The sequence below is a fragment of the Chitinophaga sp. RCC_12 genome (assembly GCF_041360695.1).
In the GTDB taxonomy this organism is placed as follows: Bacteria; Bacteroidota; Bacteroidia; order Chitinophagales; family Chitinophagaceae; genus Chitinophaga.
Genome location: NZ_JBFUPS010000010.1, coordinates 116,498 through 141,937, shown reverse-complemented (window position 1 = coordinate 141,937; position 25,440 = coordinate 116,498). Strand labels below are relative to the sequence as shown.

Annotated in this window: 22 protein-coding genes; 6 read left to right on the top strand and 16 right to left on the bottom strand. The window is 47.3% G+C overall.

Features of this window, described 5'->3' with window-relative positions; genetic code table 11:
• Positions 1-55 precede the first annotated feature (55 nt).
• The 7 genes from AB6805_RS25430 to AB6805_RS25400 form a co-directional block, all read right to left on the bottom strand.
• Entirely contained in the window at positions 56-625 is a 570-nt protein-coding gene (locus tag AB6805_RS25430; RefSeq protein WP_370912260.1) for an aminodeoxychorismate/anthranilate synthase component II, read from the bottom strand.
• A 1-nt stretch (position 626) separates the two neighbouring features.
• Entirely contained in the window at positions 627-2,039 is a 1,413-nt protein-coding gene (locus AB6805_RS25425; protein ID WP_370912259.1) for an anthranilate synthase component I family protein, read from the bottom strand.
• Positions 2,040-2,525: 486 nt separating this feature from the next.
• Complete coding sequence (hisB, locus tag AB6805_RS25420; RefSeq protein WP_370912258.1) at positions 2,526-3,662, bottom strand: bifunctional histidinol-phosphatase/imidazoleglycerol-phosphate dehydratase HisB; 1,137 nt, start codon at positions 3,660-3,662, stop codon at positions 2,526-2,528.
• Positions 3,659-4,732, bottom strand: coding sequence for a histidinol-phosphate transaminase (gene hisC, locus AB6805_RS25415; RefSeq protein WP_370912257.1), 1,074 nt, complete (start codon positions 4,730-4,732; stop codon positions 3,659-3,661). Before hisC ends, hisB begins: the two co-directional genes overlap by 4 nt.
• Positions 4,733-4,742: 10 nt before the next feature.
• Positions 4,743-6,035 (bottom strand): histidinol dehydrogenase, encoded by a 1,293-nt coding sequence (gene hisD, locus AB6805_RS25410; RefSeq protein ID WP_370912256.1) that lies wholly within the window; start codon positions 6,033-6,035, stop codon positions 4,743-4,745.
• 15 nt (positions 6,036-6,050) lie between these two features.
• Entirely contained in the window at positions 6,051-6,905 is an 855-nt protein-coding gene (gene hisG, locus AB6805_RS25405; RefSeq protein WP_370912255.1) for an ATP phosphoribosyltransferase, read from the bottom strand.
• A gap of 285 nt (positions 6,906-7,190) precedes the next feature.
• Positions 7,191-7,871: a hypothetical protein gene (locus AB6805_RS25400; RefSeq protein ID WP_370912254.1), complete on the bottom strand. Its 681-nt coding sequence runs from the start codon at positions 7,869-7,871 to the stop codon at positions 7,191-7,193.
• Positions 7,872-8,243: 372 nt separating this feature from the next.
• Between AB6805_RS25400 and AB6805_RS25395 the strand changes: the two genes are divergently transcribed.
• Together AB6805_RS25395 and AB6805_RS25390 are read left to right on the top strand one after the other, a co-directional pair.
• Positions 8,244-8,663, top strand: coding sequence for a LexA family protein (locus AB6805_RS25395; RefSeq protein WP_370912253.1), 420 nt, complete (start codon positions 8,244-8,246; stop codon positions 8,661-8,663).
• A gap of 63 nt (positions 8,664-8,726) precedes the next feature.
• Complete coding sequence (locus AB6805_RS25390) at positions 8,727-9,479, top strand: SOS response-associated peptidase (protein WP_370912252.1); 753 nt, start codon at positions 8,727-8,729, stop codon at positions 9,477-9,479.
• Between the two features lie 79 nt (positions 9,480-9,558).
• Here the strand turns inward: AB6805_RS25390 and AB6805_RS25385 are convergent, their stop codons facing one another.
• Together AB6805_RS25385 and AB6805_RS25380 are read right to left on the bottom strand one after the other, a co-directional pair.
• The gene (locus tag AB6805_RS25385) at positions 9,559-10,896 is read right to left on the bottom strand and encodes an alkaline phosphatase family protein (RefSeq protein ID WP_370912251.1); all 1,338 of its coding nucleotides are present in this window, start codon (positions 10,894-10,896) and stop codon (positions 9,559-9,561) included.
• Between the two features lie 52 nt (positions 10,897-10,948).
• Positions 10,949-11,131: a RagB/SusD family nutrient uptake outer membrane protein gene (locus AB6805_RS25380; protein ID WP_370912250.1), complete on the bottom strand. Its 183-nt coding sequence runs from the start codon at positions 11,129-11,131 to the stop codon at positions 10,949-10,951.
• Positions 11,132-11,390: 259 nt separating this feature from the next.
• Between AB6805_RS25380 and AB6805_RS25375 the strand changes: the two genes are divergently transcribed.
• The 4 genes from AB6805_RS25375 to AB6805_RS25360 all read left to right on the top strand — a co-directional run bounded on the left by AB6805_RS25375 (position 11,391) and on the right by AB6805_RS25360 (position 13,568).
• Positions 11,391-11,594, top strand: a complete 204-nt coding sequence (locus AB6805_RS25375) for a hypothetical protein (protein WP_370912249.1) — start codon at positions 11,391-11,393, stop codon at positions 11,592-11,594.
• A gap of 36 nt (positions 11,595-11,630) precedes the next feature.
• Entirely contained in the window at positions 11,631-12,104 is a 474-nt protein-coding gene (locus tag AB6805_RS25370) for a PRC-barrel domain-containing protein (RefSeq protein ID WP_370912248.1), read from the top strand.
• Between the two features lie 120 nt (positions 12,105-12,224).
• Positions 12,225-13,193: a hypothetical protein gene (locus AB6805_RS25365; RefSeq protein WP_370912247.1), complete on the top strand. Its 969-nt coding sequence runs from the start codon at positions 12,225-12,227 to the stop codon at positions 13,191-13,193.
• 105 nt (positions 13,194-13,298) lie between these two features.
• Positions 13,299-13,568, top strand: a complete 270-nt coding sequence (locus AB6805_RS25360; protein WP_370912246.1) for a hypothetical protein — start codon at positions 13,299-13,301, stop codon at positions 13,566-13,568.
• 54 nt (positions 13,569-13,622) lie between these two features.
• Here AB6805_RS25360 and AB6805_RS25355 read toward each other — a convergent pair whose 3' ends face one another.
• The 7 genes from AB6805_RS25355 to AB6805_RS25325 form a co-directional block, all read right to left on the bottom strand.
• Positions 13,623-14,654 carry an isoaspartyl peptidase/L-asparaginase family protein gene (locus tag AB6805_RS25355; protein ID WP_370912245.1) on the bottom strand — a complete coding sequence of 344 codons (1,032 nt, stop codon included), beginning with the start codon at positions 14,652-14,654 and terminating at the stop codon, positions 13,623-13,625.
• A gap of 23 nt (positions 14,655-14,677) precedes the next feature.
• Positions 14,678-15,712, bottom strand: a complete 1,035-nt coding sequence (locus tag AB6805_RS25350; protein WP_370912244.1) for a cyanophycinase — start codon at positions 15,710-15,712, stop codon at positions 14,678-14,680.
• Positions 15,712-17,109, bottom strand: coding sequence for a RagB/SusD family nutrient uptake outer membrane protein (locus AB6805_RS25345; RefSeq protein WP_370912243.1), 1,398 nt, complete (start codon positions 17,107-17,109; stop codon positions 15,712-15,714). Before AB6805_RS25345 ends, AB6805_RS25350 begins: the two co-directional genes overlap by 1 nt.
• 12 nt (positions 17,110-17,121) lie before the next feature.
• The gene (locus AB6805_RS25340) at positions 17,122-20,475 is read right to left on the bottom strand and encodes a TonB-dependent receptor (protein ID WP_370912242.1); all 3,354 of its coding nucleotides are present in this window, start codon (positions 20,473-20,475) and stop codon (positions 17,122-17,124) included.
• A gap of 108 nt (positions 20,476-20,583) precedes the next feature.
• Positions 20,584-21,669 (bottom strand): FecR family protein, encoded by a 1,086-nt coding sequence (locus tag AB6805_RS25335; RefSeq protein ID WP_370912241.1) that lies wholly within the window; start codon positions 21,667-21,669, stop codon positions 20,584-20,586.
• 92 nt (positions 21,670-21,761) lie between these two features.
• Positions 21,762-22,313: an RNA polymerase sigma factor gene (locus AB6805_RS25330; protein WP_370912240.1), complete on the bottom strand. Its 552-nt coding sequence runs from the start codon at positions 22,311-22,313 to the stop codon at positions 21,762-21,764.
• A 13-nt stretch (positions 22,314-22,326) separates the two neighbouring features.
• The gene (locus tag AB6805_RS25325) at positions 22,327-25,371 is read right to left on the bottom strand and encodes a S41 family peptidase (RefSeq protein WP_370912239.1); all 3,045 of its coding nucleotides are present in this window, start codon (positions 25,369-25,371) and stop codon (positions 22,327-22,329) included.
• Positions 25,372-25,440: the final 69 nt, after the last annotated feature.

Genomic DNA, 25,440 nt, shown 5'->3' with positions numbered 1-25,440 from the left:
AAGAATTTTACTGATTGGGTGTTCGATAATTTTAAAACGGGCGCCGGTGTTATTATTACAGGCTTAACCAGTTTCTTACAATCTTTTCTCCCTGCGGGGTAAGCACACTTTCCGGGTGAAACTGCACACCACTTACATCATATTTGTTATGCTGTACGGCCATAATAAAACCATCTTCGTCTTTGGCAGTGATCACCAGTTCCGCAGGCAGGGTAGACTCATCGATTACCCAGGAATGATAACGGCCGGCCAGTATTTGTCGTGGTAAGCCGTTAAACAGCCGCCCATCTTCCTTAATAATATTTACGTTGGTAGCTACGCCGTGGTATACTTCTTTCAGGTTGGTGAGAGAAGCGCCAAAAGCCTGTCCGATGGCTTGCTGCCCCAAACACACGCCAAAGATGGATTTGGTGGGCGCATATTCTTTGATCAGCGGCAGCAATAATCCAGCTTCTTCCGGAATACCGGGGCCGGGCGATAAAATAATTTTATCGTAGTTATTTACTTTCTCCAATGGAATTTCATCATTGCGTACCACGGTTACTTTACCGTTGATGATTTTTTCCACGAGATGAACGAGGTTGTATGTGAAGGAGTCGTAGTTATCGAAAACGAGGATGTTCATACTAAATTTTTTGTGCCAGCAGAATGGCTTGTTTTAACGCATTGAGTTTGTTGTTCACTTCCTCCAGTTCTGAAGAAGCTACTGATTTTGCTACCACACCGGCGCCGGCCTGGTAGTACAGGGTATTCATTTTACTGAGTATGGATCGGATCATGATGGCATGATTGAAGTTGCCGTTGAAACCAACAGCGCCGATACAACCGCCGTAGAAGCCACGTGCAGTGGGTTCATACTGATCAATGATTTCCATGGCGCGATATTTTGGTGCGCCGGACAGTGTGCCTGCCGGGAATGAAGAAGCCAGTAGCGTGAACGGATTCAGCTTTGGATCTACCTTTCCGGTTACTTCGCTTACCAGGTGAATTACGTGTGAATAGAAATGCACCTGCCTGTAAGAAGCTACTTCCACTTCTGTAGCGTTTCTGCTGAGATCATTGCGGGCCAGGTCTACCAGCATCACGTGTTCTGCGTTTTCCTTCGGATCTTCCAGCAGTTTATTGGCCAGCAGTTTATCCTGTTCATCATCCCCGGTGCGGCGGAAAGTACCTGCTATGGGATGAATAGTGGCTTTGCCATCTGTAATCACGATCTGTGCTTCCGGTGAGGAACCCATTAATTTATAATCGCCGTAATCGAAGAAGAAAAGATAAGGAGAGGGGTTGATGGAGCGGAGCGCGCGGTAAACATTGAATTCGTCGCCTTTGAAGGATTGCTGGAAAGCCCTGGAAAGTACTACCTGGAAAACGTCTCCGCGGAAGCAGTGTTGTTTGCCCTGTTCTACCATCTGCATATATTCCGCGTCCGTCATATTGCTTTTCTCTTCCCCGGTAGTGGCAAACGGATACCCGGGGGAATCTTTGTGCCGGATAAGCGACTCCAGTAGCTCAAACTCACTGTCGATGCCATCTATCTGGTTTTCACAAAGATAAAGTTCATCTTTAAAGTGATTGATCGCTATTACATATTGATAGTAGCGGTAACGCATCAACGGGATGGTATTACCGGCCTCTTGTTTCTTTTTATTAAATTCAATGGTTTCAAAGAACTGTACGGCATCAAAAGTGGTATAGCCGAAGAGGCTCTGCGCCATTGGTACCGGGTGTTTGCCGGTGAAAGAATAGTTGCCCAGAAACTGCTCCATTTCATCCAGTACCTGTTGTTTATTTTTCAGCTCTTTCTTTTCTACAGGCAGGTTGGGATACTTAAATTCGAAGTGCGACGTGGAAGTAACTTCAATACCTGCAATTGGCTTCACACAAATAAAGGAATAACTGTTATCACTGGCCCTGTAGTCAGTGCTTTCGAGGAGGATAGAACCCGGGAACTTATCGCGCAGCCGCAGATATATTCCCACTGGCGTGAAAATGTCTGCCAGCATCTGTTTGGATCTCGTTTTTACTTGGATGGTACGCATGATGTATTGGGTGAAGTATTTGTTTTTTTTTAAAAAAGGGAAGGGCTGAAAAAGCGGAAGGCCCGCTGTGTAACAGCGGGCCTTCCAAATATATTTCTAAACGAAACATGGCACTGTAACACAGATCAGGAATTGATTCCGTGCCACCACCAATGTTTGTTTGTAATGATATTTTGCATAGCGAGAACAAAAATGGAACATTTTTTTAGAAAATGCAAATTTTTTTTGTGGGGGGCGGTGCCTTCGGCACCTTTTGTCTTTTTGCAGGATTAGGCTGATTACATTGATTACGCTGATTTTCCCACCTTTTGTTGGAATTATTGTATGGAGATAAAAGCGAAATACGCTTATATCTTCTGCAATCAATTAATCTTACCCGCTCCTATCTCCCAAAATATATTAAAACAAAAGGTGGAAAAATCAGCGTAATCAATGTAATCAGCCTAATCCTGCAGAAAGACAAAAGGCGCCGAAGGCGCCGCCCTTCTACAACACCCCCTTCGTCGAGGGCAGCTGCATATTGGCCGGATTCCGTTTTACCGCCATTTTAATGGACTTCGCAAAGGTTTTAAAGATGGCTTCTATCTTGTGATGTTCATTTTCGCCTTCTGCCTTAATGTTCAGGTTCGCTTTGGCGCCGTCTGAAAAGGATTTGAAGAAATGATAGAACATCTCGGTAGGCATCTCCCCTATTTTTTCCCTCTTAAACTCCGCATCCCATACCAGCCAGTTACGGCCGCCAAAATCAATACCCACCTGGGCCAGGCAATCATCCATTGGCAGGCAGAAACCGTATCTTTCGATACCACGTTTATCGCCTAAGCCTTTGGCAATAGCTTCTCCTAAGGCAATGCCCGTATCTTCTATGGTGTGGTGCTCATCAATATGCAGGTCGCCTTTGGCGGTGATCTTCAGGTCTATAGCGCCATGGCGGGCAATCTGATCGAGCATATGATCAAAGAAACCCAGCCCTGTATGAATATCCGCTTTACCGGTTCCATCCAGGTTCAGTTCAATATTGATATCTGTTTCATTGGTTTTCCGTACATGCGTTACCGTTCTTAATCCCAGTTTCAGGAACTCATAGATCCGGTTCCAGTCGGTGGTTTCGAGGGCAATCACGGATTGCAGCGCAGCTGCGTTATCGCTGATTTCTGCACTTCCCAAACCAACGCCTTCATTGATCCAGATAGCTTTTGCGCCCAGGTTTTTTGCCAGCTCCACATCGGTGATACGATCGCCGATCACGAAAGAATTAGCCAGGTCGTAGCTGCCATCGAGATATTTGGAGAGCATGCCCGTGCGGGGTTTGCGGGTAGGCGCATTATCGGCGGGAAAAGAGCGGTCAATAAACACCTCATCAAATTTGATCCCTTCGTTCTCAAACGCTTTCATGATCATGTTCTGCGCAGGCCAGAAGGTATCCTCCGGGAAGGAAGCAGTACCTAGTCCATCCTGGTTGGTAACCATTGCCAGCTCATAGTCCAGCTCAGCGGCGATCCGCGCCATATTCACAAATACTTTGGGATAGAATTCTACTTTGTCCAGGCTATCGATCTGGTAAGTTGGCGGCACTTCCCTGATCAGGGTGCCATCACGGTCTATAAAGAGCACTCGTTTCATGCAGATGCAATTGTGGCTGTTTTCAGGTTAAAAGATTTCAATACTTCCAGCAGGCGCAGGTTTTCGGCCGGCGTGCCAATGGTGATACGCAGGCAGCCCATGCACAATTCTACTTTGGAACGGTCGCGTACTACAATTCCCTGTTCAATGAGATAATTGTAGATACCTTTTGCATCGGTGGTTTTTACCAGGATAAAGCTCGCATCACTGGGATAAATGTGCAGTACTTCCGGCAACTGAATCAGTGCGCCGGAAAGCAGGTCGCGTTCTATCACTATTTCGCGGATCCATTCATTTACCTGGCTTACGTTTTCCAATGCCTGGAGCGCCAGCTCATTGGTGGCCTGGCTGATATTATAGGGTGGTTTCACCTTGTTGAAGGTGTTCACAATATCTTCACTGGCAAAAGCCATCCCGATGCGGAGTCCGGCCAACCCCCATGCCTTCGACAGTGTTTGCATCACTACCAGGTTAGGATATTCGGTGAGTTCCTGTATAAAAGTTTTCTGACGGGAGAAATTGATATACGCTTCATCTATCACCACAATACCATCAAAATTATTCAACAGCAGTTCTATGTCCGAGCGGTTGATAGAATTACCGGTAGGGTTATTGGGAGAACAGATGAAGATGAGCTTTGTGTTGGCATCTATGGCCTGTTGCAGCGCAGGGATGTCCAGCTGAAAATCTTCTGTCAGCGTTACCTTGCGGATAATGGCATCGTTGATGTGCGCGCTTACTTCGTACATGCCATAGGTAGGCGGACAAAGGATCACGTTATCCACGCCCGGATTTACAAAAGAGCGGTAAAGCACGTCTATGGCTTCGTCGCTGCCGTGACCAATAAAAATATTTTGTGGCGGCACCCCTTTGATATCAGCAATTTTGTATTTGAGCTGCCATTGCATCGGATCGGGATAGCGGTTATAATTCACCGGCAACGGGGATCCGAAATTATTTTCATTCGCATCCAGGAAGATGGATGCTTCTCCTTTGAATTCATCTCTGGCAGTAGAATAAGGTACCAGTTTTTTTATGTTTTCCCTTACCAGGGTATCGAGATTAAACATATTGCATTAATTAATCTGTTATAAGTGAGCCGGTGTATTCCAGCTGTTTTAATCTTACGGTAACGGCGTTTTTATGCGCCTCAAGTCCCTCTGCTGCTGCCATGGCTTCTATGGTAGCGCCAATATTCTGCAGCCCGTCGGGAGATATCTGCTGAAAAGTAATCTTTTTTACGAAGCTGTCCAGCGACACGCCGCTGTAAGCCCTGGCATAGCCATTTGTAGGCAGGGTGTGATTGGTGCCGGAGGCATAATCACCTGCGCTTTCCGGAGTGTAATTTCCCATGAAAACAGAACCCGCGTCTGTTACTTTATCTGCCAGGTTTTCTGCGCCTTCACAGGCCAGGATGAGGTGTTCCGGCGCATAGGCATTCAGCATGTCAATGGCGGTATCCATATCTTTCACCAGGATCATCTTGCTGTTTTCCAACGCCGCTGTGGCAATGCCCTTACGGGGCAGTTCGTCCAGCTGGGCATTCAACGCATTGGTTACATTGGTGAGCACCTGCTCGCTCGTGGTAACCAATACCACCTGGCTATCGGGGCCATGTTCCGCCTGCGATAGTAAGTCGGCCGCCACAAAAGCCGGCACGCAGCTGTCATCTGCCAGCACAGCCACTTCAGAAGGGCCAGCCGGCATATCGATGGCCACGCCGCTTTTATTCACCAGCTGTTTTGCACAGGTAACATACTGGTTACCCGGACCGAAGATCTTATATACCTGCGGCACGCTTTCCGTACCATAAGCCATTGCACCAATGGCCTGTACGCCGCCGATGGTAAATACTTTGTCAATGCCTATCAGCTGGGCAGTATACAGGATCGCCGGATGCAGGGAAGGCGTGCAAAGCACTATCTCCTTACAACCTGCTATCATGGCTGGTATGCCGAGCATCAGGATGGTGGAAAACAGTGGTGCGGAGCCACCGGGGATATATAAGCCTACCTTTTGTATGGCGACTGATTTGCGCCAGCATTGTACGCCGGGCATGGTGGCTATCACCTGTACCTTTTCCTGCTGTGCGCGGTGAAAGGTAGTAATGTTTTTTGCTGCCTGCTGGATAGCCGCTTTCAGCGCCGGTTCCAGCGTAGCTTCTGCAGCTGCGAAAGCGGCGGATGGCACCTGTAAATTATCCAGCGTTACTTTATCAAATTCAGCTGCAAATTTTCTGATGGCGGCATCGCCGCCGGTGCGTACTTCCTGCAGGATATCATTCACTTTCTTTTCGAGCGTGGAAGTATCCATTACAGGTCTTTGCAGCAGCGTATTCCAGGAACTTTTATCGGGAAATCTGGTTGTTTGCATCGTTTACTCAGTTTATCAGATCACCATTTTTTCGATGGGTACTACCAGGATGCCTTGTGCACCCGCTTCTTTCAAACTTTCGATAATATCCCAGAAATCATTTTCATTCAGTACCGAATGAACGGAGCTCCAGCCGGCTTCAGCCAAAGGCAGTACTGTAGGGCTTTTCATGCCCGGCAGCAAACCAATAATTTCATTCAGTTTATCATTGGGTGCGTTAAGCAGGATGTACTTGTTATTTTTTGCTTTCCTTACTGCCTGGATACGGAATAAAAGTTTGTCCAGCAGCAGCTGTTGTTCCGGCTTCAGGTTATGGCAGGCTGCCAGCACTGCTTCCGATTTCAGCACCGTTTCCACTTCTTTCAAACCGTTCATGAACAGGGTAGATCCGCTGCTCACCAGGTCGCAGATAGCATCCGCCAAACCTATACCCGGCGCTATTTCCACGGAGCCGCTGATTTCATGGATCTCTGCGGTAATACCGTTTTGTTGCAGGAAATCTTCTACTATTACAGGATAGCTGGTAGCAATACGTTTATTTTGCAGGTCTTTCACGGAGGTATAATCCACCGATTTTTCCACCGCCATAGATAAACGGCATTTTCCAAAGCCCAGTTTCTGAACAATATTTACCTGCTTTTGTTTTTCCAGCACTACATTTTCTCCTACAATTCCTATGTCTGCCACACCATCTTCAATGTATTGCGGAATATCATCATCACGCAGGAAAAACACTTCCAGCGGGAAGTTGGTGGCCTCTGTTTTCAGCTTATTAACACCGTTGTTGATGTCGATGCCGCACTCCTTCAAAAGCTTGATGGAATCGTCGTGCAGGCGGCCGGATTTCTGGATTGCAATTTTCAGTTTCATCCCTGATAAAATAAAAAAAGGGGCTTACCTCTGCGGTAAGCCCCTGTTGATGATGTAATATGGTGATATACACAAATCATCCCCCTGCCTACCCTTGTGGTAAGATATGATGGTGGTGATGTGTATGTTTGTTTGTAATCATAATTTCAGGTGCAAAAATAGGAAGTAAAATGAAATAACAAAGGTTTTTTTTGGAATTAACGGGAAATTTAAATATAAGCGCTTATATATAATCACTGGTATAATAAACCTTTGCCAATATCTCTTTTCAGTATCCCAGCCTGCTTATTTCGCCAGCCTGCTTTGCAATTCGGGCACTACATTTTCAAACGTACGCAGCAGCCGGTCCCAGTTACGGAATGATTCGTCAGAACTTGCAGACACACCGGGAGGAGCTATTTCACTTACCAGCTTTGCCTTGTAGGTAAGCGGGTCTGTGTTCCCGGTTTTAATGATAAGACGGGTACGGACAGTAGCTGCTTTAAAAGATTTTACTACCCAGGCAGTGCACATGTATCCCGTCGCTTTATCGGTAACCGCAATCACATCAAAATAACCGGTAATGATGCGGTTGATCAGCTTCCAGGAATTTTCTTCATCATGACTGGTCCGTACGTCGATATCCTGGTTCGCAAGATTCGTTACCATTGAATTTTCGTACGCATCGTCTTTCTCCAGCTTAATATAATCTGTAGAAGGCAAGGTATGCTTTCCATCATTGATGTAGTTCCGCTCCTGTGTAATAAAACCTACCTTTTCCACACGGATGTTTACCTGCGCGTACACCGCTACCTTGATTTCTGTAGAAGTGTTATTGACCAGTTTTCCATCCACATAGATCCGTGCGTCGTTCTCCGTATTAATAACGATCTTTTTGGATTTAACTTTTGCAGCTGCATCGATGGGTGCAAAGAAGGTGAAGGCTGCCAGGCAGCAGAAAAGGAGTGCTTTCATTTGAATGCCCATAAGAAATAAGGATTATCTGAGGTTTACAATATTTTCACCGCGTAAAATTTCACGGCGCATAAAATTATGTGTGGGGCATACAGGGAGTGTAGAAAAAAAATCCGGATGTACTGAATAACAAGTGATTAACATTTAAACGGTCAATAAATGATAAATATTGAACTGGATACATTCCCTTCTGCCAAAAAAATTCTTACTGCGCCTGTTTTAGCAGCCGGTATTTACATCTTACTGATCCCCCGTCACTTACTTCCCATCCCCTCCTGCTGCGGATTTCCATCATTTGCAAACGATGTGTTAATGGATTTCATAAACTAATAATTTTAGCTTTATTTTGCTAATAATATTAGTATTTATAAAAACGATAGTTATATGCAAGTGATGAAATTGAGTGACCCGCACATTACCCTGCCATTCTTTAATACCAGTGTTCCTGCAGGGTTTCCTACTCCCGCCCTGGATTATGAAGAAGAGCAGATTGATCTCTCCCGTATCCTGCAGCCAAATCCCTCCACCTCCTTCATTATCAGGGTAAAGGGCGATAGCATGACTGATGCCAGCATTCCTGATGGTTGCATGGCGGTTGTAGACCGCTCTATCCGCCCCTCCACGGGAGATATTGTAGTGGCCGCACTCAATGGGGAATATACTGTAAAACGGCTCGTAAAAGCGGGTCGCAGCTGGGTATTACATCCCGAAAATCCTTTCTATAAACCTATTGTTATCACAGAAGACGCCGACTTCCAGGTATGGGGCGTGGTAACCGCCGTCATTGTAGATATGCGCAAATAGCGCACCGGGACAGATACAGAAATAAAAGTACCTTTATCCGATTATAATACCACGACAGATAATATGTGTTACGATATTGCCTTTACCTCCAGCATAGAGAGCATTTTCAAATACCTGCCGCGACTTAAACCCGGCGGCAAACTGGATATCGACTTCGACCCTACCTGGCACAAGATCGGGATGTCTTATCCGCAATGGCCCGTAGTTACCAACAACAACGGCTTCAAACTTGAAAAATACACCTGGGGTCCCGTACCTAAAATGCTGGACACCCTGGAAAAAGTAAAACGTCAGCGGCAACTTTTCCTCAACGCCCGCAGCGAAAAAGTACTTGAAAACGGCACCATGTGGAATGCCATCCGGCACCAGCGCTGCCTCGTTCCGGCCAGCGGCTTCTTTGAATACCGGCACATTCCCGGATGGAAAAATAAAGTGGCCTACTATATCAAACCCAAAGAACAGGAACTCTTTTTTATCGCCGGGTTATGGGCAATGTCTAACTCCTGGGATGTAGATAAACCCGCACGTATTCCCGCATTCACCCTGCTTACCCGTGCGGCTAACCCACTGATGGCACAGATCCATAACGGCGGCGACAACGCCGGCAGAATGCCCATGATGCTTACTCCCGGACTCGCAGAACAATGGCTGCAACCGGAACTAACCGATACGGATATACGATCAATTATACAGTATGAACTGCCTACAACACAACTGGAATGCTGGCCGGTAAATTCTGTCAGAAAAGCAAAGCCTGATGACGCAGCTGTAATAGCCCCTGCAGTATATGAGCATTTACCTGCCCTGCAGATGTAAACATCGCTTCCTGAACACCACAAAAAAAACGGACGCCCCTCTCACAAGGCGTCCGCTCACTATTGTTAGATTTCAATGCTTACTTAGTTACCACACCCGCCGGCACTTTACCATCGGTATTATCCAATGATAATCCAAGCAGTTGGGCTACCAGCGGTGCTACATCCGTTACATTCATTTCTTTCACGTGACCGCCTGCCACTATCCCTGCTCCGGAAGCCACGAAGCCGGTTTGTATCTCTTTAAAATCCGGGAAATAACCATGTGTGCCTCCTTTGGCTGCCATTACCAGTTCACCGGTGGAGCCACCGCCAATGGTAACGCCATCAGACGCGGAAATGGCCAAAGCAGCATGCGGATCAGCGCCCACTGCATCCAGCTGTGTGCGGCCAATGATCCGGAACATTTGCTGCTGTGCCGCCGGCAGTGCTTTCAGCAACGCCAGTACCTTCTGTTGTGTAGCCACATCCTTCGGATCTTTGAGATGCAGGAAGGCCGACCCGCCGGAAGAATGGAACTGCGCTTTCCAATCACCCGTTTTGATATTGTTCAGCAAACCATTTTGCGCCAGCAATACATTCGGGGAAAAGCTTTTGCTGATATTCACAAAACCATGATCACCGGTAACAATGACGGTAGTATTTTCGTATATGCCTGCACGTTTGAGCGCTTCAATAATAGTACCCAATGCCCTATCTGCCCCGGCTACCGCCTTTCTTACCAGCAGGCCATCCCGGCCCTGTTCATGCTCATAATGATCTGTGCAGGCTAAATGCAATGTAGTAAAAGCAGGCTTATAAGTAGTGATCAGGTAGGCCGACATACGCGCCACATTTTCATCCAGGATCATTTCTTCATCCTCCATCGTGAAATCCTTTTCACCAAGTTTACCCGTGGCATGTTCCTGTACTTCCTGCCACAGCGACACCGGGTTGGTGACGGTAGCCATCAGGTCCCGCCTGTCTTTTTTCCCAACAGGCCATACATCCGGTATATTGTAATCGATCGGTGCGCCCACAGATACCGGCCAGATTACATTAGCCGATTTCTTCCCGGCTTTATGCACCGCATCAAACAGCGTAGGCGTTCTGATGCTGTCGTAATAAAAGTACCAGATCCCGCTGGCTCCATTGGGCTCAAAAGGCGTGTTATAATAAATGCCATGCCGTGCCGGCGTTACACCGGTGATCAGCGACGTGTGATTGGGATAGGTAACGGTAGGGAATACACTGTTTACCCCGTCTGCATAAGCGCCGCTGTCTTTCATGGCCCGCAGGTTTACCATACCCCAGGAAGCGTCTGTATAAAACTCAGGCCGGAAGCCATCAATGGTAATCAGCACCACATGCGAGGCGCGCTGCGCATAGGAAGTGAATCCTATCATCAGCAACAATGCTATACCGGTAATCTTCTTCATACAATATATATTTTACTTTATTTCCACTCAGGATGCTGTTTCAACGCCAGGTTCAAAACCAGCCATACCAGCCAATATAAGGCTTCAAAGGTAAAGGGCCAAGTCCGCAGCGTACCAGAATGTAAAAACGGAAGCCCTCCAGGATCAGCTCAACGCCTCTTTCGCGGCGTATCTCCGGCAATACAGTGTCTGTTACGCTTTCGTTAACATTCGGAAAACGAGACAAGAACCGCATCTCTGTAAGGTATACTACTCGTAGCAGTGAGTATATACAGCGGACTATAATTCCGCAATACGTAGGAAAAAGACCCTAACAAAAAAATGGCTGAACTCCCCGGAACCAGCACCTTAGTTCCCCTACAATAAGCCATAGTAAAGGAAAATAGGCCCTCTATACATTTTTCCTGTGCATTGGTATAATGATTGCCGGATAGTGCATGAACCTTTTCCGGATGAACTCATCCGGAATATTTATCTACCTTAACCATACTACTATGGCACACTTAGAAGTTCAACCCAGGAAAAGAAATCCGGCGTGGCTATGGCTGATCATAGGTCTTATCATCATCGCTGCTATCCTGTTTTTTCTGATGCGCAGCAGTAATAACCGTCAACAGGACGTAATTACCACCACTGATACTGTTAGTACTACCGGCAATGCTGCACCCGCAGCAGATACCCCCGGCGCACAACCGTAAAGGTTTTCACCTATTCTTTATCTAAAAAATATTACCATGTCTATCACTGAAACCAATCGTCTTGAAGAATTAAGCGGCAGCAGATTTGAAATTGTAGACGGACAGCCCGATATCAGGAACTGGGGGGTGGAAGATCTGCAAGGCAATAAATTCGGAAAAGTAGATGACCTGCTGTTCAATCCCGCTTCACGCAGGGTACGCTATCTCGTCATCAACCTCAAGGGTAACCGGATAGGACTCACCGACCGGAAAGTACTCTTTCCTATCGGCGTAGCCATTCTGCATGAAAAAGATGATACCGTATTGCTGCCGGAAATAACTCCTTTACAGATCAGCATCCTTCCTTTTTATGAAAAAGGGGTGATCGTTACCCCCGAAACGGAACGGGATATCCGGAATGTATTTGTGGCGCCGGATTCGTATACCGCCGATAACGACTTTTACAACCACGACCAGTTTGACCAGGATAGATTTTATGGAACACGGGCGCCCAGGGATAACCGCGTATAGTACTTGCCTAAATAATCGTCCGTTGATGTTAGCCTGCAAAAGAGAAAGCCTCCGGTCGGAGGCTTTCTCTTTTGCAGGCTAACACTAAATATGTTTTATTTGTGCAACAAATTGCTCCGGATGAAATATGCTTTGCTGTGTGGCCTCGTGTTACTCTCTTTTATTGCCAACGGCCAGAACCTTGTGAACTACCGCGATACGGCGAACCACTTCTCCGTAGGAATTCCCAACGGATGGCAGGTAATAAAAAACAAACAGATCCCTTCCCTGAAATTTATGGCGCAGCGGGCCGACAGCGCCCTGGTAGCGCCGGAAAATTTCACAGTCAATGTAGTGGATGAACCCCGTTCCAATGTGGATGCCGTTGCAAAAAAACTCCTGTACTATATCGGTCGCAATCCTTATTTCAAACTACTGGATTCCGGTAGCATTGTCAGCGCCGGCAAACGGATGATCTGGCTGGATGAAATCCACCTGGAGGGAAGCAGAACCGATACCATATTCGCCAGCATCTTCATTGCGTATTCAAACAACAAAACCTACCTGTTGACCGCCACCACTCTTTTGCCGTTTTCAGCCGGTTTTAAGCCTCTATTTCATAAAATCGGCAATTCCTTCAAAACAGGCAAAGCAGCGGGAAAAGAGCGCCTTAAAATTGTGCTGCCGGTTAATGTAAAATGGACAACGATCACCGATACAGAAGTGGACAATCTCGCTACCCGCCAGTTCCTGCCGGCCAATGAAACCGCGCAGCAATGGACCCTGCTGATCAACAATATGACCATGGAAAATGCACGGGTCAATAATATTGATCTCGCTGTAAAAAGCTTCTCGGAAGCCGCTGTGAGTAAAGCATCACAGGCAAAGGTGACATTGCTTGGAAAAGAAAATATTCCCCAGCGGCGCTGGGCACTGTTTAAAGTGGAAACACCCGGCGCCGGAAATCCGGAATCGCAGCTGTATTATGTGATACAGGGCCCCAGGTCCTTTCATGCCGTTTTCATTGCCCAAAAAACAGAAACTTTGCCGGCCGCCTTCGTGAGCAAATGGAGCGCCGTTTTCAGAAAAAGTAAAGTGGTGAATGAATAACCCATTAACTGTGTATTTATTTACGCAGTCATCCGCAACAGCAGCCTGTAAATCAAGCTGTTTTTAGTGGTGCGATGTTTGGACTTTCCCTGGAAAACTTGCTTTATGACCACACAACCTAAAACACCCGGACCACTGCTCAACGACGATCTTCAACCAGACGATGTTTTTAGTCAAAAACAACAACCGGTGCCACAGAGAGGCAACCAGGATGAACAATCGAGGAGGGGCGACGACAACGCTGATGAATTACTCGATGAAGAAGATGACGACGTGGAAATAGATGAGCTCCTGGAGGAAGAAGATATTACGGATGAGGATGTATCAGAAAACAGCCTGGAAGAAGATGATTCACCAAAAAGGCCGCTGGAATAATAAAAAATACGAACGGATATGGGTACTACGCCCCGCATCCGTTCGTTATAATGTTTACTTGTAAATCGAAATTTCTATTTTGCCATCTTTGGTAACGGCGCCCCGGTACATGCCTTCCGTGTTAAAAGACATGGTCATATTTCCTTTTTTATCCAGGGCAATCAAACCACCATCGCCACCCATATCCCCTACTTTTTTGATCACCGTATTGCCCGCCTGCTGCACAGAAAGTCCTTTATACGCCATGAGGGCCGACAAATCATAAGCCACCACATTACGGATGTAAAACTCGCCCCAACCGGTACAGGATATGGCAGCAGTTTCATTGTTCGCATACGTACCCGCGCCAATGATAGGCGAATCACCAATGCGGCCATATTTTTTGTTGGTCATACCGCCGGTAGAAGTTGCTGCCGCCAGGTTGCCCTGCCGGTCCAACGCTACTGCCCCAACCGTTCCAAATTTATAATCCCGGTTTTTTATACCCAGCTTCCCCTGGTTCGTATAGGCGTTCGATTTAGCCGCAGCAATAGAATCCTCCTTGATGGCACTCTGCAGGTCCCTCCAACGCGATTCCGTTCTGAAATACGAGGGGTCCACTATTTCCAGCCCCGCTTCCTTTGCAAACTTTTCTGCACCCGGCCCTACCATCATCACATGCTCCGATTTTTCCATCACCGCCCTTGCAGCGCTCACCGGGTTGCGCACGGTGGTAACACCGGCTACCGCACCTGCTGCCCTGGTTTTACCATTCATAATGGCGGCATCCAGCTCGTTGCGCCCTTCGTGGGTAAACACAGCACCTTTGCCCGCATTAAAAAGTGAATCGTCTTCCAACACTCTTACAGTGGCTTCCACCGCATCGAGGCTGCTTCCGCCCGACTGCAGGATCTTATAGCCCGTTTCCAGTGCTTTTTGTAAAGATGCCTTGTACGCGGCTTCCTTTTCAGGGGTCATATTCTTTTTAAGAATAGTACCCGCACCACCATGGATCACCAGTACATAAGATGATGCCTTCTGTTGCGCCTTTACAGGCAAAACAAAAAGTACCATCAGAAAAAATAAAATACCAAACCTGCCTTTCATATCAAATTTTATTACGGAAATAATCAGATTGCTTTTTTCTTCAGCTGTCCATTTTCTACCCACCACCAGTACCAGGCGCCGCCACTGGCTGTTGTGGCATCAAAATCAGCTACCCGGAAACTGCCGTTGCCGGAAGCGCTGGCAGGGATTTCATATACCTTCAATGCCTGCCCGCCGTGGTTCCATTGCAGCGGCTGCCCCGGGTCGCAAAGTTCCGGTTTTTTAAGACTGTCAGACATGATAAAATAAGCCTTGCTCACGCCAAAAACTTTGGCCACTCCTGCTTCATCAATACACACCGCCGTTTTTTCATCGGGCGCAATACCTTTTGGAAAAATGCCCTGGTCTTTAATGATCCGGCTCATAAAAGTAACATGCCTGCCTTCGCGGCCACGCTTCAGGTAATGCTGGTCACTGATCACGTCACGAAGATAAGGCGCATGCAGGAAATCGTTGTTATACACTTTTACCAGCGAATCATATGGATTGGCCAGCACCGAATCAGACACCGCACTGCCTCCTTCGCCGCTGTAATAAAATCCGGTCAGGATAGCACAGCCCGCGCTGGTGCCGCCCACCGGCACTTTCTTTTCCTGCAGTAAATAATTGATCGCATCATTTACTTTGGTACCTCTCCATTGCAGCATGTAGCGCGACTGATCACCACCGGCAATAAACAACATCTCTGCATTACGGATAATATTGGCCACGGTATCATTATTGGCCAGTTCCCTGTTGGTGATATTCAGCGTTTCTACTGAATTCACTTTCCCCAGGGAGTCGATATCATGGTTATAGCCGCCGTTGCCGGAGGCGGTAAGCACTACTACATCACCGCCACCGCTGCGTTCAATCATCCATTGGAAAGCGCCGTCCACATTCCCACCGCCGCCAATCAACGCTACCCCTCCTTTTACCGGCGTGGTTACATCTGCCGTATCGCCAATAATCCCGATGGAAGCCGGCCGGCCGGCAATAGTCAGTGGTTTGGGCATACGCATATAACAGGCACTTAAACATATAGCCGTTATCGTTAGTACAGTTATTATTCTTTTCATCAGTAGCCGGGATTTTGTTTCATGTTTTTGTTAGCTTTGGTTTCTGCATCAGGAATAGGAAATACATATCCCTTCTGACCGGGTTTCAGCAACACAGCACCCAGTGCATTAATCGCATCTTCCGGGTTGCGGGTTACAGACAGTCCCCTTCTTCTCAGGTCGAAGAGACGATGCCCTTCAAAGGCCAGCTCTTTGAATCGTTCGGTATAAAGAGCGGTGATCAATGCATCTTTATTGCTGAAAGACTGCGGCGTGTAACCATTGATACGCGCAGCGCGCAGGTCGTTCAGATCGGCAGCGCCATCCGCCACCCGGTTATTTTCTGCCAGTGCTTCTGCACGGATCAGGTACATTTCTCCTGTTCTGAAAAGTTTGATATCCGCCAGTCCCATGCTGCCGGAAGATCCAAAATATTTATTCACCAGGTATTCAGAGTTGCCATCGCCACGGGTATCGTCAAACTGTATGTAGGCAGGATAACGCACATCGTTATTTTTATCGAACAGGTTAATCAGTTCAAAAGACGGCACATATAACGCTACATCCCTATCGAAATAAGCACTGCCGATCAACTCATCATCACTACCTGCTACCTGTTTCAGTTTCCAGATAACTTCAGATTGCTTAGTGTCTTTCCAGATACCGGGAAAATCACTGGCGGAAGCCAGCGGCAGCGCATCAATGGCTTCCGTAGCATAGGTGATGGCATCGGTCCATTTTTTGGCGTATAAAGCTACTCTTGCCTGGATAGCAGAAATGGCAGGAAGCGTAATCCTCGTGTTATCATCTGCCTCAGCAGGGATCAGTGTTTTAGCCAGCTGTAAATCTCTTTCTATACCAGCCACTACTTCACCAAAAGTATTCCGGGCAGGAAAACTGTTAACGGAAGTATCCATATAAGGTACTCCCATCGCAGCCGGCTCATATGCCTCTGCATAACTCTGTAATAGCTGGAAATGACAATAAGCGCGTATCGCCAGCGCCTCTCCGCGGTACTGATCTTTCAAACCTATCTCATCACCTTTGGCAGTAACATTACCCATAGCCCCCAATACGCGGTTAGCGCGGTCAATGGCAATATAATATTCTCCGAAGGAAGCAGTAATAGTTGTATTGCTGGGATCTATCTGCCAGCGGTAAGTGGCTACACCGCCGCCAGTACCATTCTCACTGGGCAATGTACATTCATCGGTAACCAATGATACGCCGTAGATGGTGTTGTAAGTAAGACCTGCGTAAGCCCCAAGCAGGCCGCCATTCAGGTCACTGACAGTCCGGAAGGTTCTTCCCGGATCTATAATACTGTCGGTAGGAGAAAGGTCCAGTTGCTTATTACAGGCAAGTGTACACAACGACAACAGGAGCGTAAAAGTATATTTGATATAACGGATCGTCATGAGCTTAGTGATTTAAAAATTAACGTTCAGGCCAAAAGTGTAGGTTCGTGCGCTGGGGTAGTCAAACCTGCCGTCACCATAATTATTCTCCGGATCAAAACTTTTCCAGCTGGTCCAGGTGTACAGGTTCTGAGCCTGCGCAAATACCTGGATGCCCTGCACAAATTTCAGGTGGGTCATAATTTCTTTCGGGAAATTATAGCCAATATTTACATTCCTTAAACGGAGGTAAGAGGCATCCTGGATATCTTTGGAAGAAAATCCCCTGCTGGCATCAAACTTAGGCAGGATGGCATTATCACCTGGTTTCTTCCAACGGTCATACAGCATACGAACAGATTGATTACTGCTGGCAAAACTTGGATTCTCGTTGTAATAATCTTCGTTGAGATACCGCATGGTTTTATCTGCAAACGTAAACAGCGCATTCAGGTAAAAACCTTTCCAGCTAACGGCCGTATTAAATCCACCGGTGAAAGGAGGAATATAAGTGCCAAATTCTGCTACGCTCAAAGCTGTTTCATTATAATCGCTTGTTTTATTACCTGACCTGTCATAGTATAAAGGATCGCCTGTTTGCGGATCCACACCAGCCCATTTAGGCGCATAATGGGACCCGTAAGGCAAGCCTACTCTTACAATCTGCGTAGTACCCTGCGTAAATTCACCTGACACGCCCAGATCCGTGATCACATTTTTATTATAGGCAAAGTTCACACCTACCGACCAGGTGAGATCTTTTCTCTTCACAATATCTCCCTGGAGATCCATTTCTATTCCCCTGTTGCGCATAGCGCCGGAATTGAGGAACATGGTGGAAAATCCTGACGTAATAGATAACGGCTGCTCTATAAAGAGGTTATTGGTTACTTTATTATATACATCTGTTACCAGGCGGATGCGGTTATTCATTACACCCAGGTCAAAGCCGATGTTAAATTCTTTGGCGTACTCCCAGTCGTAGTTCGGATTACCCGGCTGGTTAGGCACAATCGCCGGGTTACCGCCATACTGGTCGGTTCCATAAGTCCGGAAATAAGCAAAGGGGCCGAGATTGGAAAATGGATTGGCGGAAGTACCATAGCTGGCCCGGAAGCGCAGGTTATCTACAAAGCTCACATCTTTCAGGAAATTCTCTTTCTTTACTTCCCATCCAACACCCAGGGAATAGAACCCATGCCAGCGGTTGTCCGGTGGTACGGTAGAAGCGCCATCATACCGGTAACTCGCATTCAGGGTATACTTTTCATTGAAAGTATACCGGCCTACGCCAATGTAAGAAGCCAGCGCACTTTTAGTGCGGCCTCCGCCCAACAAGGCGCTGTAGGGCGAACCGGGTGTAATGGCCGCAGGAGTGGCAGGTAACCTGTCGTCCAGGTCATAACCTGTATAATCAAATGCGCGGTAATTATTCCTGGTAAACTCAAAATAACCGGATACCTCAAAATCATGTTTGCCGGTAACTTTTGAATACGTTAACCCGGAAGTGCTCACCAGCGTAACATTCCTGGTAACGCCTTCTCCAAAACTACCTCTTCCGCCGTTATCCACTTTATAGCCGGAATAAGAATCCGGGTTCACATAACGCTCGGTGGTAGTTTCCCTGAAGTCGATGCCTAGCCTGGTTTTCGCCACCAATCCTTTCGCCAGGATGTAATTCAGTGAAGTACCAATAATGCTTTTCAGCTGGTTATCTTTACTGCTGGTATTTAATAATGCTTCGAGTGCATTGCTGCCTTCCCGCAGATCATATACCGGGTAAACATCATCGTTATAATTGGTGACCAGTGTACCATCCGGTGCATAAGGATATTCATAAGGCAGGGCGTAGTATACCGCTGCCAACGGGTTGCTGCCGCTGCTGGAGGCTTCTCTTTCTATAAAGGAAGACTCAGAATAGGCCAGTCCCACGTTGATATTGGCGGTTAATTTACCTGCATTAAAATCCAGGTTATTTTTAAAGCTGTAGCGTTTTAATTCAGAGCGTTTGGCAATACCCTGCTGATCGTAATAATTCACAGAGCTATAAAACCGGACATTTTCACTGCCGCCACTTACACTCAGCTGCTGTTCCTGGAATTTACCTGTTTGCAGGAAAATCTTTCTCCAGTCGGTATTAACACCTCTTAAGCTATCAAGGATATGATCTGCTTCCTGTTTTTCCTGTGGTGTTTTATTGAGGTAGTCAGGATTTTTATTGGAGAACTCCCAACCCGGTCCCAGGTTAGCGCCGGTTTCCAGGCCGATCTCTTCTTCAAACTGCAGGTGTTGCACGGAGTTCATCATCTGGAATTTGGGGGTGGTCATATTGGAAAAACCATACTGCGATTTATACGACACGGCTATTCTTCCGGCCTGTCCTTTTTTGGTAGTGATCACAATTACGCCATTGGAACCGCGTGATCCGTATAATGCTTTAGCAGAAGCGTCTTTCAATACGGTAACAGAAGCGATGTCTGAAGGGTTGATACCCTGAAACTGGCCTGCCTCAATGGGGATGCCATCCATTACATATAAAACGGAGGAGCTGCCATTGATGGTACCAACGCCCCGCACAGTAATCGTTGCAGCGGTACCTGGTTGGCCGGAGCCGGCAGATACCACCATTCCCGGAACCCGTCCCTGTAATATCTGGTCGAAGGTAGCCATCGGCACCTGTGTAATCTTATCTGCGCCTACCACGCCGGCAGCTGCGGTAGATTTATCCCTGGTATAATTCGTATACCCGGTAACCGTTACAGCATTCAGCGTTTTGATGTCTTCTGTTAGCACCACATTGATTTCTCGTCTGTTGCCAATAGTTACCTGCTGGCTGAGATACCCTACCAGTGAGAACTGGAGCGTGGTGGCATTATCCGGGGCGATGAGCGTATAAGCGCCATCTTCATTGGTAAGCGTACCGGCAGTGGTGCCGGAGGCACGGACGGTAACTCCCGGTAAAGGCAGGTTATCTATCCCCCTCACCGTTCCCCTGATCGTAATATCTACGGCAGATGTACTTTCTGCGCCTGCATATACTACCACCAGCCCGTCTTCTTTCAGCGTGTATGCCAGGTTGGTACCGGCAAACGCCTGTGAAAGCACGGCGTCCAGCGTGGCTTCTTTTGCTGCGACTGTCACCTTTTTGTTTTCAGGCAGTGTTTTATCATGGAACACAAAGCGGTAGGCCGTTTGATGCTCCAGTGCTTTCAGCAATTGTTTGATACTTGTTTCTTTTACCTGCAGGGTAATGGTTTCCTGCGCGAAACAAATAGCCTGCACCTGAAGGCAGGTCAAAAAAAGAAGAACAGTTAATTTCATAGTAAGCAGCAATTTGCCGGTGGGAACAGGTTTCCCCTTCCATTCCAGGAATACAAGTTTTAACATACCTTTGATGTTGGTTTAGTTAATGATCATTCAGGACATTTTCTAGCCTAATTCCGGGGGAAGTGTTCCAGCACTTCCCCTTTCTTTATTTGGTTGATGTATAATTATTTATTTACTGATGATAATCTGACCGTTTACCATTTTAAAACTGAATGGATAAGATAACTGCAGGGCATCCAGTGCTTTCAGGATCGTTTCACTTTCAAAGGTGCCGGAATACCGGTAATGCTTTACTTCTTCATCCGCAAAGGTGACCCGGATGCCATACCATTTTTCCAGCTTGCCCGCTATCACTTCCAGCGGCTCATTTTCAATTTCCAGCCGGTTTCTCACCCAGGCTATTTCCCTGGCTTTATGATTTACCGGATCTGCATCCAGCGGCATTACTTTAAAAGGATTGACCGGCGCCGGCAGCCCGGTAACATTCATCGTTAGCTTCTGGTTTGGTTGTAGTATGATCTTTTCTTCGGGCTTATTGGCCAGCGTAACCTCCACCTTGCCTTTAAACAAAGCGGTTTCCGACTGATGGCTGCCGGCATAGGCACTTACGTTAAAAACGGTGCCCAGTACTTTAATATCAAAAGCGGCAGTATGTACAATGAAAGGATACTGCGCATGTTGCGTTACATCAAAAAAAGCCTCGCCTGTAAGGGTCAACTTCCTGTTGACCTCATTAAATCCCGCCGCCAGTTCCACGGTACTGTTCTTCCGTAAAATAATGGAAGAGCCATCCGGCAGCACCACGGTTTTGCGGGGATCATTGCCGGCATTGATAACAACCATGCTTGTTTTGGGGGAGCTGATATCAGTAACGGTGTTGTTACGGCTGAACAGGTAAATGGCGCCGGCCAGTAGCAGGATCCCCCCCAATGCTGCGGCATATTTAAATAATGAACCGGTTTTCCTGGCAGGAGCAGGGGTATTTTGTCGGGAAGGCTCTTCCAGGGCCGAATGGAGCAGATCATACTGTGAAATACCATCTTTCAGGTGTTTCAGCTGCTCCAGGCGGTTACCCTGCCGGGCCGACAATACCTCAATCATATACCGGGCTTCCAGTACAGCAGCCTTCTTTTCAGGATGGCGGGTTATCCAGCTCTCCCAAAATAAAATATCGCTGTCATTCTCTTCCAGGCAATAGCGCTGAAAAGATTCATCACATGCAAAGTCGGCGGCTTCGAAATCCTGGAAATTCATGTAGATAATGCCTTTAACTATACAGACGGCAAAATCAATCGTTTTTCCTAAAGGTTTTATAAATTTTTTTTCGGGAGATGGGGAAGCCGGGCTTATTTCAGCATTTTCCTTAATGCTTTGATGGCATCATAAATGGTATTGTAAGCCGTTTTCACCGTTTGCGAAGTTTGTGCAGCAATCTGTTCGTACGACAATCCTTCAAAAAACTTAAGCCGTATCAGCTCTATCTGTCGCGGAGTGAGCGCTTTCAGCGCCTGTTGCAGCCGCTGCTTTAATTCTTCGTCCTGTTGTACCTGGATAATAATTTCTTCATAAGATAATTCGCGCTCCGCTTCCTTATCGGTCATCCGGTGAATAGCTGCATGGATCTTCGACTGGTACGCCAACTGATCCAGTAGCTGTCTTTTCAGGGCGGTAAATAAATAGGCCGGCACGTTGGTTACCGGGCGCAGACTTTGATGCCGGGTCCACAGCTGCAAAAATAGTTGCGTGATACAGTCCTTTACCAGTTCGTCGCTGCCGCAAATTTTCAATCCAAACCTCAGCAGATGAGAATAGGTATTATTATACAGTGCAAACAACGCCTGCTTATCGCCGTTTCTCAGGCGCTCCCAATGAATATTATTGTCTTCTTCATAAGACATAAAATGCAGGTCGTTATAATGTTGATGGAGCAGTTTCCTTCATCAATTCCCTGATGGCTGCTTCCAGTTGCTGATCTCTTCCCTTAATTATTTCTTCAGGCGCATTCCTTACACGTATATCCGGTTCCGTTTGATGATTTTCCAGGTAATAGCCCTCCCGGCTTTTCACACCCAGTGAAGGCACGCTCCAATGGAGGTTGCCATCGGGCAATGTTTCCCCGGTCATGAAGGTACAGCTGCCAGGCACCGGCATCCCTATCAGTTTACCCATATGGAGATACTGATAATCGAACACAAAACAGCTGCCATCGCTATAGTTGGCTTCGTTGGCAATCACCACCGACGGCTTTGTCCAGCGGAAGCCAGGTTCCATGCTTTCCACCTGCGTGTCTGTTGTATTTGTCCTGACCTCCGTTCCACTCAGCATCATGCCCAGGTCTGAAGCCAGATCACCTCCCCGGTTAAAACGGGTATCCACCACAATGCCTTTACAACCGGCGTACCTGCCCATTATTTCGCTGTAAGCATTGCGGTAGGCGGCGTCGTTCATCCGGTATAAATGTACATATCCCAACTGCCCGTTGCTGAGGCGCGTTACTTCGTCACGGTTACGTTTTACCCATCTTTTATACAGGAGGTCGTTTTCTGCTTCCGGCGTAACCGGCGTCACCACTATATCCCGTCGCTGGCCACCATCATCAATACTCAGCCGGGTATTTTTACCCGCCCGGCGATTAAGGTATTGGGAAAGATCTTTATCTGCCATAATCTCCTCACCATCTACGGCCGTAATAAACATGCCCGGCTTCAGATTAAATGCTTCCTGATCCAGCGGACCACCAGGAAGTATTTCACTTATTTTCACACCGGCGCCACGGTAAGATACATCGTAACAAATACCCAGGGAAGCTGTTTCTTCCTTTTCTTCCACCACATGGCTGCCCGTTGCGCCACTGTGACTTACATTCAGCTCACCCAGCATTTCACTCACCATTTCTGCCAGTTCAAAGTTGTTGGCAATATGCGGCAGGAACTTTTCATAATTCCGGCCATACGCTTCCCAGTCGGCGCCATGATAACCAGCGGTATAAAACGCTTCCTTTGTTCTTCGCCAGATATGGTAAAACATCGCCTTCCTCTCTGCAGCCAGGTCTGTTTTCATGGAACCGTTAATGGTAATGCTATGCTGCTTTTGCCCTGTGGTATCCAATTGCAGGATGCGGGCGTCTGCCAACAGGAAAAGTTGTTGTTGCGCAGCGTCCCATTGCAGTGAGCAATCTTCTGCCTTCACCGACAAAGGCATCGTGGACGTTTTGGTGGGAATATCTGTTATCCACAACTGGTAAGCCGCACCGGCTTTTACCAGGTAATATAATTTGTTGCCGCTTTTACTGAGTAATACATCTCCCAGCATACCGGCCGATGGCGTTAGTTTTATAATCTGTTCTGCGTCTTTAAAACTGCCGCCGGAAAACGGTAACGCATATACGTCCTGTTGCCGGCTGCTGCTCGTGGAAAAACCCCGCAGCCCGTTCCGGTCGCTTTTCCAGATCATCATCTTTCCGTCCGTTGCCCATTGTGGCGCTTCATCGGAAAAACCGCTTTGCGTAATATTTTGTACGCTACCACTACCATCGGCTGCCACCAGGCCAACTTCCTGGTTGCCCGCGCCCGGCTGGTTATATTGAAGCAGGAGATACCGGGCATCAGGACTCCAGCGGAAATACTGATCATGATCCCTGCGACTGAACAACGACGCAATACGGCGACTCTTTCCCGAAGCGATGTTATATATTTTTAACGTTACTCTGTTTTCGATATAAGCTACTTCTTTTCCATCGGGAGAATACAAGGGCTGGTAGTTTTCTTCGCCGTTGGCCAGCAACACGGTTTCCTTTCCATGCAGCAGATCCATCTCGCAAAGCTGCCAGCCATGGCTGCTTTCACTGGCATACAACAGTTTGGTGCCATCCGGTGAAAAGCTCAGGTCCGCTTCCTCCCCGGGAGTATGCGTCCATTGCCGGATAACGCCATGTTCCATGCCGGCGGAAAATACATCTCCCCGGAAAATAAACGCGATGTCCTTACCGGACGGTGAAACCACCCCGTATTTAATATGATCCGCTACCGGCACTACGGTTGTATTTTCCGTAACCCGGCTGGTAAGATGTATGTTTACTTTTTTGGGCGCGGCCCCCGGCGCCTGTAAATAAATATCTCCGTTAAAACCGAAGCACAGTGCGCCATTGCGGGATGCGCTCAAAAAACGGATGGGGAATTGCTTAAATGTTGTCAGTTGTTCTGATGCGCCCGGACGACCGGGCCACAAACGGTGCACATTAAAACTGCCACTTTCTTCACTCAAATAACAAATGGATTTCCCTTTGTCGGTAAACACCGGTGACCTGTCTTCCGCGCTAAAGTCTGTCAATTGTTTATACGTATCGTTTTGCGTGTCATACAACCATATATCCCTCGCCGCAGCAGATACCTGGTGCTTCCGCCAGGGATTCTCCCGGTTCTTCTTATCGTGATAAACAATGAATGGACCGTTGAGCTTTGCATCTTCCGCAGGAACGCCCAGTAGCTGGGTTATCCGTCCACCGTTTACGGATACACGATATAGCTCAGGCTGCGCGTCTGAAGGAAACTGCCGGCTGTTTACTGCATCCATTCTCACCCCACCAAAAATCACCTGCTGATCATCTTCACTAAAATCATAGGGATACTCCTCTGCCGAATGAAAGGTGAGTTGCTTTTCAGTTCCTCCTTTTGCGGGTACCAGGAAAATATCGGCATTACCATAACGGTCAGATGCAAAAGCAATACTGCTGCTGTTATGGCTCCATACAGGCATCCACTCTTCCGCGGGGTTAGCTGTTAACTGTACAGCAGTGCCGCCCCTGGCAGCAACGGTGTATAAATCGCCTTTATAAGTAAATACAATTGTTTTTCCATCAGGAGAAAGAGAAGGATAGCGCAACCAGCAGGGAGAACTTTGGGCAAAAATATATTCCCCCCAAAACAAGATGAGTAAAATAATGATCAGTCTTTTCATTCGCAGTGCATGAATGCAGTTTGTAACAGCCCGGATAAAGATACAAATATATAATTCATATTTTCCGGG